Annotated in this window: 9 protein-coding genes; 1 reads left to right on the forward strand and 8 read right to left on the reverse strand. The window is 68.6% G+C overall.

Going from position 1 to position 8,418, the window contains the following annotated elements:
* From AUL32_RS11700 to AUL32_RS11730, 7 genes are all read right to left on the reverse strand, one after another.
* Positions 1-715 (reverse strand): aconitase X swivel domain-containing protein (locus AUL32_RS11700; protein WP_156421444.1); only part of this gene is annotated, 715 nt, incomplete at its 3' end.
* Entirely contained in the window at positions 712-1,713 is a 1,002-nt protein-coding gene (locus AUL32_RS11705; RefSeq protein WP_062115097.1) for a 4-hydroxyproline epimerase, read from the reverse strand. The genes AUL32_RS11700 and AUL32_RS11705, both read right to left, overlap by 4 nt.
* Before the next feature lie 62 nt (positions 1,714-1,775).
* The gene (locus AUL32_RS11710; protein ID WP_062115100.1) at positions 1,776-3,029 is read right to left on the reverse strand and encodes an NAD(P)/FAD-dependent oxidoreductase; all 1,254 of its coding nucleotides are present in this window, start codon (positions 3,027-3,029) and stop codon (positions 1,776-1,778) included.
* Between the two features lies 1 nt (position 3,030).
* A complete protein-coding gene (locus AUL32_RS11715; protein ID WP_061973139.1) occupies positions 3,031-3,753 on the reverse strand; it encodes an amino acid ABC transporter ATP-binding protein in 723 nt (240 codons plus the stop codon).
* Positions 3,746-4,399, reverse strand: a complete 654-nt coding sequence (locus tag AUL32_RS11720; protein ID WP_061973141.1) for an amino acid ABC transporter permease — start codon at positions 4,397-4,399, stop codon at positions 3,746-3,748. Before AUL32_RS11720 ends, AUL32_RS11715 begins: the two co-directional genes overlap by 8 nt.
* 11 nt (positions 4,400-4,410) lie before the next feature.
* Positions 4,411-5,076 carry an amino acid ABC transporter permease gene (locus AUL32_RS11725; RefSeq protein ID WP_062115102.1) on the reverse strand — a complete coding sequence of 222 codons (666 nt, stop codon included), beginning with the start codon at positions 5,074-5,076 and terminating at the stop codon, positions 4,411-4,413.
* A gap of 77 nt (positions 5,077-5,153) precedes the next feature.
* Complete coding sequence (locus AUL32_RS11730) at positions 5,154-5,960, reverse strand: ABC transporter substrate-binding protein (protein WP_061973144.1); 807 nt, start codon at positions 5,958-5,960, stop codon at positions 5,154-5,156.
* A gap of 242 nt (positions 5,961-6,202) precedes the next feature.
* Between AUL32_RS11730 and AUL32_RS11735 the strand changes: the two genes are divergently transcribed.
* Positions 6,203-7,246 carry an Ldh family oxidoreductase gene (locus AUL32_RS11735; protein ID WP_062115106.1) on the forward strand — a complete coding sequence of 348 codons (1,044 nt, stop codon included), beginning with the start codon at positions 6,203-6,205 and terminating at the stop codon, positions 7,244-7,246.
* A gap of 81 nt (positions 7,247-7,327) precedes the next feature.
* Here the strand turns inward: AUL32_RS11735 and AUL32_RS11740 are convergent, their stop codons facing one another.
* Entirely contained in the window at positions 7,328-8,278 is a 951-nt protein-coding gene (locus AUL32_RS11740) for a dihydrodipicolinate synthase family protein (protein WP_062115109.1), read from the reverse strand.
* Positions 8,279-8,418 lie beyond the last annotated feature (140 nt).

Below are 8,418 nucleotides of genomic sequence, written 5' to 3' on the forward strand. Positions count from 1 at the left end.
CGCCCTGCCGCTCCCAGTTCTCGCGGTCCACCGAAATGGCGTTCATCGTGGTCGGGATCGCGACCTTCGCGCCGAGCCGCTCCATCGTCTCGGCGAAGGTGAGATTGGCGGGGCTGGCATAGATGCAGCCGTCGATATGGGCGCGCGTGACGTCGATCAGCCGCTCCGCGCCCTGCTGGCGCGCCAGCACGGTGAGGATGCGCATGGCCTGTCGCGCCGCCTCCCCCCGTTCGCCGGCCAGACACGCGCGGTCGCCCTCGGAAAGGGCCAGCTCGACGCCGGACAGCGGCTCGACGGGAAGCGTCAGCCCCTCGGCCTCGATGCCGTCCGGCCCGAGCCGCGCGTGCCCGGCCTTGGCCAGCGCGGCATAGGCCGGCTCCGCCACACGGAACACCGGCAGGGCGTGCCCGAAGAGTTCGGCCGCAACCACCGCGCCGAGGGTGAGCACATCCTCCGGCCCGGCGAAGACCAGCGCCGCCGGGGCGCGACCTCCCAGCACGAGGTCGAGCAGCACGCCGGAGCCGGTGCAGGAGCCCCGGCTCGTCGGCATCATCAGCACCGTGCCGGACACGGTGGCGCCGTGCGCGGGATGATGCACGTCGATGATCAGCCCCGTCGCCGGGTCGACGCCGCCCCAGAAGCTCAGGGGCTCGGGGAGAGCGAGAACCGGGCCCTCGGCCCAACCTTCCAGGACGGCGAGGGCCGGGGCGCTCATTTCACCACGAAGCCGTGCGCGAACGGGTCGCGATCGTCGATGAAGATCGTGTTGATGCCGGTCTGGCGCGCCCAGCCGGCGATCGAGGGAATGATCGCGGCGCGGTTGGCGACGGTGGTCGCCGCCTCGACCCGGCCCTTGAACAGCGAGCCGATGATGGATTCGTGGACGAACTCGTCGCCGACGGACAGCTTGCCCTTGGCGGCGAGCTGCGCCATGCGCGCCGAGGTGCCGGTGCCGCAAGGCGAGCGGTCGATCGCCTTTTCGCCGTAGAACACGGCGTTGCGGGCGTGCGCCCCCTCGACCGTCGGCGCGCCGGTCCACTGGATATGGCTGAGCCCCTGGATCTCGGGATGCTCGGGATGGACGAACTCGTACTTGGCGTTCAAGGCGGCGCGCAGCTTCGGCGAGAAGCCGACCAGCTCGCCGGCCGTGAAGTCCGCCATGTCGCGAAAGTTCTTCTGCGGCTCGACGATGGCGTAGAAATTGCCGCCATAGGCGACGTCCACCACGATCTCGCCCAGCCCCTCGACTTCGGCCGTGAGCCCTTCGGCATAAAGGAAGCCCGGCACGTTGGTGAGGCGCACCTCCTCCACGAAGCGGCCTTCCTGGCGATAGGTGATGTCCACCTTGCCGGCGGGCGCGTCGATCGAGAGCTTGCCGGGCTCGCGCGGCTGGATCAGCCCGTTCTCGATCGCCATGGTGATCGTGCCGATCGTGCCATGGCCGCACATGGGCAGGCAGCCGCTCGTCTCGATGAAGAGCACGGCGACGTCGCAGTCCGGCCGCGTCGGCGGATAGAGGATCGAGCCCGACATCATGTCGTGGCCCCGCGGCTCGAACATCAGGCCGGTGCGGATCCAGTCATATTCGGCGAGGAAATGGGCGCGCTTTTCCAGCATGGTCTCGCCGCGCAGGATCGGGCCGCCGCCCGAAACGAGGCGGACCGGGTTGCCGCAGGTGTGGCCGTCGAGACAGGAGAACGTGTGGTTGGCCATGGGCCGGACCTCTATCGATGGGTTGGGTTCGCAGCGCCGCGCCAGGGCCGCGCCGCGCGCGTTCAGAACCGTTGCGGCGAGAAGGGTGTCAGATCGATGGCGGGCGCGGCGCCGGTGACGAGATCAGCGACGATCCGCGCCGTACCGGCCGACTGGGTCAGGCCGAGATGGCCGTGGCCGAAGGCGTAGGTGACGCGGGCGCTGGCGCGCGAGCGGCCGATCGCCGGTAGCGAGTCGGGCAGCGAGGGGCGAAAGCCCATCCACTGCTGGCCGCCCTCGGCGTTCAGGCCCGGCAGGAAGCTCCGCGCCTTTGTCAGCATCGCCTCCGACCGCGCGAAATTGGGCGGCAGGGCAAGGCCGCCCAGTTCCACCGCGCCGCCGACGCGAATGCCGCTGGTGAGCCGCGTCACCACGAAGCCGTGGCCGCCGAAGGTGACCTGCGTGCGCAGGTCGAAGGCCCCGGCCGGAAGCGTCGTGTTGTAGCCGCGCTCGGTTTCCAGCGGAATGCGCTCGCCCAGGGTGCGGGCGAGATGGTGCGAAAAGGCGCCGGCCGCGAGCACGACATGAGCAGCCCGGCGCGGGCCGGCCGAAGTCTCGATCGCGACGCCCTCGCCCTCCCGCCGCAGAGCCGTGACGCCGGCCCGCTCGATCCGCCCGCCGCCCTGAACGAAGCGCTCGGCCAGCGCCAGCACGTAATCCTTCGGGTCGGCGATGGAGAACCAGCCGGGCGTGAACGTGCCATGGGTGAAGCGGGGCGACAGGCCGGGCTGGATCGCCGCCATCTCGGCGGCGTCCATATGGTGGAATTCGATGCCGTGCGCCTCCCTCGCCCGCCAGCCCGGCAGCGAGGCGTCGAGTTCGGACTGGCTCTCGTAGACCTGAAGATTGCCTTCCTTGCACAGCATGGCGAGCGTGCCGGTGGCAGCGAGGAAAGGCTCCAGCTCGGCCTTGGAGAGGTCCATCAGCGCGGTCTGCGCGGCCGTGGCGGCCTCGACCCGCGCCGGCTGGCAGGCGCGCCAGAACAGCCACATCCAGGGCGCGATGCGCGCGGCATAGCGCGGCGGCACGCTGAGCGGCCCCAGCGGGTCGAGCAGCCAGCGCGGCGCCTTTTTGAGGATGCCGGGCGAGGCGAGCGGCAGGATGTCGGTAAAGGCGAAGGCGCCGGCATTGCCCGCCGAGGCGCCGGCCGCCGGCCCCTCGCGGTCGAGCACGGTGACGGCGAGCCCGCGCGCCTGCAGCGCCAGCGCGGCGGACAGGCCGACCACGCCCGCGCCGATCACGACCGTGCCGGGCTCATGGGAAGAGGATGCCGTCATGTCAGTGCGTCGCCGCCAGGAAGGTTCGGGTTTCCGGGTGCTGGGGCGCATCGAAGAGCTCAGTGGGCGGGGCGATCTCGGCCATGACGCCCTGGTGGAAGAAGGCGACGCGGTCCGACACCTCGCGCGCGAACTTCATCTCGTGCGTGACGCAGATCATGGTCATGCCCTCGGAGGCGAGCATGCGCAGCGTGTCCAGCACCTCGCCGACCAGCATCGGGTCGAGCGCCGAGGTCACCTCATCGAACAGCATGTATTCCGGAGCCATGGCGAGCGCGCGGGCGATCGCCATGCGCTGCTGCTGCCCGCCCGAAAGGCGGGCGGGATAGACGTTCAGCTTTTCGCCGAGGCCGACATGGCCGAGCTGCTTCACCGCGATCGCCTCGGCCTCGGGCTTGGACAGGCCCAGCACCTTGCGCGGCGCCAGCATGACGTTTTCGAGCACGGTGAGATGCGGGAAGGCGTTCCACTGCTGGAACACGATGCCGACCTTGCGGCGCAGCTTGTCGAGATTGGTGCCCTTGGCGTGAACCTCGGTGCCGTCGAGCAGGATGGAGCCCGAATCGATCGGCTCCAGCCCGTTGATGCAGGTGAGCAGCGTCGACTTGCCCGAGCCCGAGCCGCCGATGATGGTGAGCACCTCGCCCTTGGCCACCGTGAGGTCGATGCCCTTCAGGACCTCCAGCGGCCCGAAGGATTTGCGCACGTTGCGGATCTCAATCATGGGGGGACCAGCGCCTTTCGAGATAGGACCCGAGCCGTGCGACGGGAAAGCTCAGGAGGAAGTAGATGAGGCCGCAGATCATCAGGATGAAGAGCGGCTCCTGCAGCCGTGTGACGAGGATCTGCGAGGCGCGCAGGAGCTCGATCAGGCCGAGCCAAAGCACCAGGGCCGAATCCTTCATGACGCCCAGCGTCAGCCCGATCCAGGACGGCAGGGCGATGCGGGTGGCCAGCGGCGCCACGATATAGCGGATGTCCTGGCCCCAGGTGAGGCCGAGCGAGCGCCCGGCGCGCCGGGTGGTGGCCGGCACCGAGCCCATGGCGCCGCGCACGATCTCGGTGCAATAGGCCGCCGTGTAGAGCGAGAGCACGACGCAAGACGTGGTGAACGGCGCCCAGCCGAGCTTGGCGATGGACTGGAAGGCGTTGCCGAGCACCAGCTGGATGAGCAGCGGCACCGAGCGGAAGATGTCGAGCAGGAAGGTGAGCGGCGCCGACCAGAGCGCGCCGAACTGAAAGCGCACGACGCCGAACAGGATGCCGAGCAGCGTGCCGACCGTGACGGCGACGCCCGTCACCGCCAGCGTCATGCCCGCGCCTTTGGCGAGAAAGAGAAGATCGTTGACCGTGAGGGCCGTGGTGAACATGGCTTGAACCCTCAGGACCGGAACAGGCGCCAGGCGAGCGCCCGGGCGGCCAGCGTCACCACCTTGGCGATGACGTAATAGATGACGGCGGCGATCGCGAAGAACTCGAAGGTGCGGAAGGACTTGGCGTTCAGCGCCTGGGTGACGCCGGCCAGATCCGTGTTCATGCCCACCGTGACACCGAGCGAGGTCATGAGAATGGCCCAGACCATCTGGTTGGTGGCCGGCAGGAAGGCGATGCGCAGCATCTGCGGCAGGAGAATGTAGCGGAAAGCCTGGAGCGAGGTAAGGCCGAGCGAGCGACCGGCGCGGGCCTGCGTGTCGGGAATGGCCTTCAGCGCGCCGCGGAAGTTCTCCGAAAGATAGCCGGCATTGTTGAAGGCGATGCCGGCGAGCAGCGAGGTGAAGGGGCTGAGATGGATGCCGAAGGCGCCGAGGCCGAAATGCGCCATGTAGATCTGGAACAGGGCCGGCGTGTTGCGCGCCACCTCCACCCAGGTCGCGGCGAAGCCCTTCAGGATGCGGCTGTCGGAGCGCCGGAAAAGGGTGAGCGCGACGGCGCAGACCAGGCCGATCGCCATGGACAGAAGCGCGATCTCGAGCGTCACCAGGGCGCCGTTCAGCATCTGCGGCAGGGCCTGCAGCGCCTGGTTCCAGCGGAATGTGTAGTTGAACATGGCCGTCGCGCGCCCTTGGAAAAAACGGATCGGCGCGCGGGAAGGAGCCCCGCGCGCCGCCGACCGTCAGACGTGGCTCAGCGGTAGACGCCGGGCACCGTGAGGTTCGGGGCCTCGCCGCCGACCCACTTGGCGTAGAGCTCCTTGTAGCGGCCGGTGCGGACCTGCTGGTTGATGAACAGGTTGAGATAGTTGATCAGGCCATACTCTTCGCGGTTGGTGAAGAGCGAGACATAGTCGATGTCGAAGGGCGCCTTGCCGACCACGGCGATGCCGGGGAAGTTGCCGGTCTTCACATTGGCCTGCGCCACGGTGGAGGTGGAGACGGTGGCGTCGATCTGGCCCTGGCTCAGCGCCAGGAAGACGTCGGCCTGCGTCTGATAGGGGCGGAACTCGCCGGAGCCCCAGGTCTTGACCTGCGCTTCCAGCGCGATCGCCTCGTAGGTGCCGGCGGTGGCGCCCACCGTCTTGCCCTTCATGTCCTCGAAGGATTTGACGCCGGACTTCTCGTTCGCCGTCACCGCCATCTCGAAGGCGAAATAGGGGATCGTCATGCCGACCGTCTTGGCGCGCTCCAGCGTGTCGGAGGTGGAGGCGACGCCGACATCGACGCGGCCCGACATCAGGGCCGGGATGCGCTCGGGAAAGGGCGTCTCGACGATCTCGGCGGTGACGCCGAGGACCTTGGCGAGATCGTTGCAATAATCGACGTCGAAGCCGACCGGGTTGTTCGCGGCATCGCGCGAGCCCATGGGCGGGAAGTCGAGAACGACGGCGCAACGCAGCGTGCCCGACGCGATGATGTCGTCCAGCTTGTCGGCCTTGGCCGGTGCGACGATTGCGGCGGCCGCCATCAGGCTGAGCGCGAGTGCCTTGATTGTCATGGACAGTCCCCTTGCTGGTTCCCCCGAAGCAGCCCGGTTCGGCGCATCGGCTGGGCGGCATCAAACAGAAAATACAACAAGTGTGCAAGGCCCTATCGCTGCCGCAAATTTTTGCAGTTGCGAACAAGACGGGCACGCACAATCGCAGTGCACCCGCCACAATCGGCCAAGCTTGAGGGGGATGTATGCTAAGTGTATGCAGGCAATCTCATTCCGGCCTCCATCCCGCCAAAGGACGCACCATGACAAGCGATCCCGCCTCCCTGCCGATCGACGCGCTGTTCGCCCGCGTGGAGGCGATCTTCCGGCGCGGCGGGCTGAACGCCGTCCAAAGCGGCGCGCTGGCGCGGGTCATCGTGGCGGGCGAGCGGGACGCCTGCAAGTCGCACGGCATCTACCGGATCGAAGGCGCGCTGCGCACGGTGAAGGCCGGCAAGGTGAACGCCGAGGCCATGCCGGAGCTGGCGCCCGACGACGGCTCGGCGATCCTTCGGGTCAACGCGCGCGGCGGCTTCGCCAACCCCGCCTTCGAGCTTGGCCTGCCGCTTCTGGCTGAGCGCGCCCGGCGGCTCGGGATGGCCGCGCTCGTCATCAACGACTGCACGCATTTCTCCGCGCTGTGGCCGGAAGTCGAGGCGGTGACCGCCCATGGGCTGGCCGCGCTCGCGCTCTGCCCGAGCTATGCCACCGTGGCGCCGGCGGGCGGCACCAAGCCGCTGCTGGGCACCAATCCCTTCGCCTTCGGCTGGCCGCGCTCCGGCAGCGATCCTTACGTGTTCGATTTCGCCACCTCGGTCGCCGCGCGCGGCGAGATTGAGCTGAAGCGCCGGGCGGGCGAGGAGCTGCCGGAGGGCTGGGCGGTGGACGCGGATGGCCGGCCGACGCGCGACCCGGAAGCCGCGCTGGCCGGGGCCATGCTGACTTTCGGCGGCCACAAGGGCTCGGCGATCTCCACCATGATCGAGCTTCTGGCCGGCATCATGATCGGCGATCTCACGAGTCTGGAATCCCTGCGCCAGCTCGGCTCCACCAATCTTTCGCCGAGCCATGGCGAGTTGATCCTCGCCTTCTCGCCAGAGCGGTTCGCGGCCGGGCGCGAGGGCGATCCCTTCGCGCGCGCCGAAACGCTGTTCGAGGCGATCCTCGGCCAGGGCGCCCGCCTGCCCTCGCAGCGCCGCTTCGCCGCCCGCGCCAGGGCCGAGGCAGAGGGCATCGCCTTGAGCGAGGCGGAACGGACGCAGCTCGACTGGCTGGCCGCCGAAGGGCTGGACGCGATCACGCTCTGAACGCCGGAAGGGCCTGAACGCCAAAAGGGCGGGCCTCCCGCGAGGCCCGCCCTTCCGTTCGATGTTTCGAGATCGGAGCGATCAGGCCGCGAGGCCTTCGCGCTTCGACCAGTCGGCATACCAGGTGTCGAAGAGCGTCAGCTGGGCTTCGACATAGCCGCGCTGGCTTTCGCTCAGCGCGTCGCTCTCGTTGAAGTGCAGCGTGTATTCCGCAAAGCCCTTCAGCACCATCATGTGCTTGAAGAAGAGAACGAGGTCCGGCCCTTCGTCGAAGGAGGAGAGGACGGCCAGCGCCTCTTCCAGGTCCTTGGCCTGCCGGCGGGCCAGCGCATCGCCCTTGGCGGCCTTCTGCGCCAGGGTGCAGAGCTGGATCACTTCGCGCGGCAGGACGTTGCCGATGCCGGTGATGGCGCCCGTCGCGCCGCAATTGACGAAGCCGTGCACCACGGCCGTGTCGACGCCGATCATCAGCGTGACCTCGTCGGCGCGGCTGGTGATCGTCTCGGCGGCGTAGCGCAGGTCGTCCGGCCCGCCGAACTCCTTGAAGCCGACGAGATTGGGATGCTCGGCGCGCAGCGCGAAGAAGAGATCGGCGCGCGTGGCGAAGCCGTAATAGGGGCTGTTGTAGATCACGGCGGGAAGCTCGGGCGCGGCGGCGAGAATCGCCTTGAAATGGGCGCGCTGGGCCGCGATCACCGAGCCGCGCGACAGGACGCGCGGGATCACCATGAGGCCCTTGGCGCCGGCCTTCTGGGCGTGCGCGGCGTGGGCGACGGCGGTCGCCGTGTTCACCGCGCCAGTGCCGACGATCACGGGAATGCCGGCCGCCGCCAGACGCGCGACGCCTTCCATGCGCTGCTCGTCGGTCAGCAGAGGCCAGTCGCCCATCGAGCCGCAATAGACCACGGCCGACATGCCAGCGGCGATCAGCTCCTGGCCCTTGCTTACCAGCGCGTCGTAGTCCGGGGTCCGGTCGGCCTTGCAGGGCGTCATCAGGGCGGGAATGACGCCGGAAAAGATGGATGCGGTCATCGCGATACTCCTCGTGAGCCATCAGCGCTTGGCCGAATGCGGTGGCTCCGCCGCCTCGTGCCGTTGCCCCAGATATCGCGCATTGCATTTTATTTGTCGACAGGAATTCGACAGAGAATTTTTCGGCGGTTCGACCCGCC

It is taken from the genome of Aureimonas sp. AU40 (assembly GCF_001463785.1).
GTDB lineage: Bacteria > Pseudomonadota > Alphaproteobacteria > Rhizobiales > Rhizobiaceae > Aureimonas.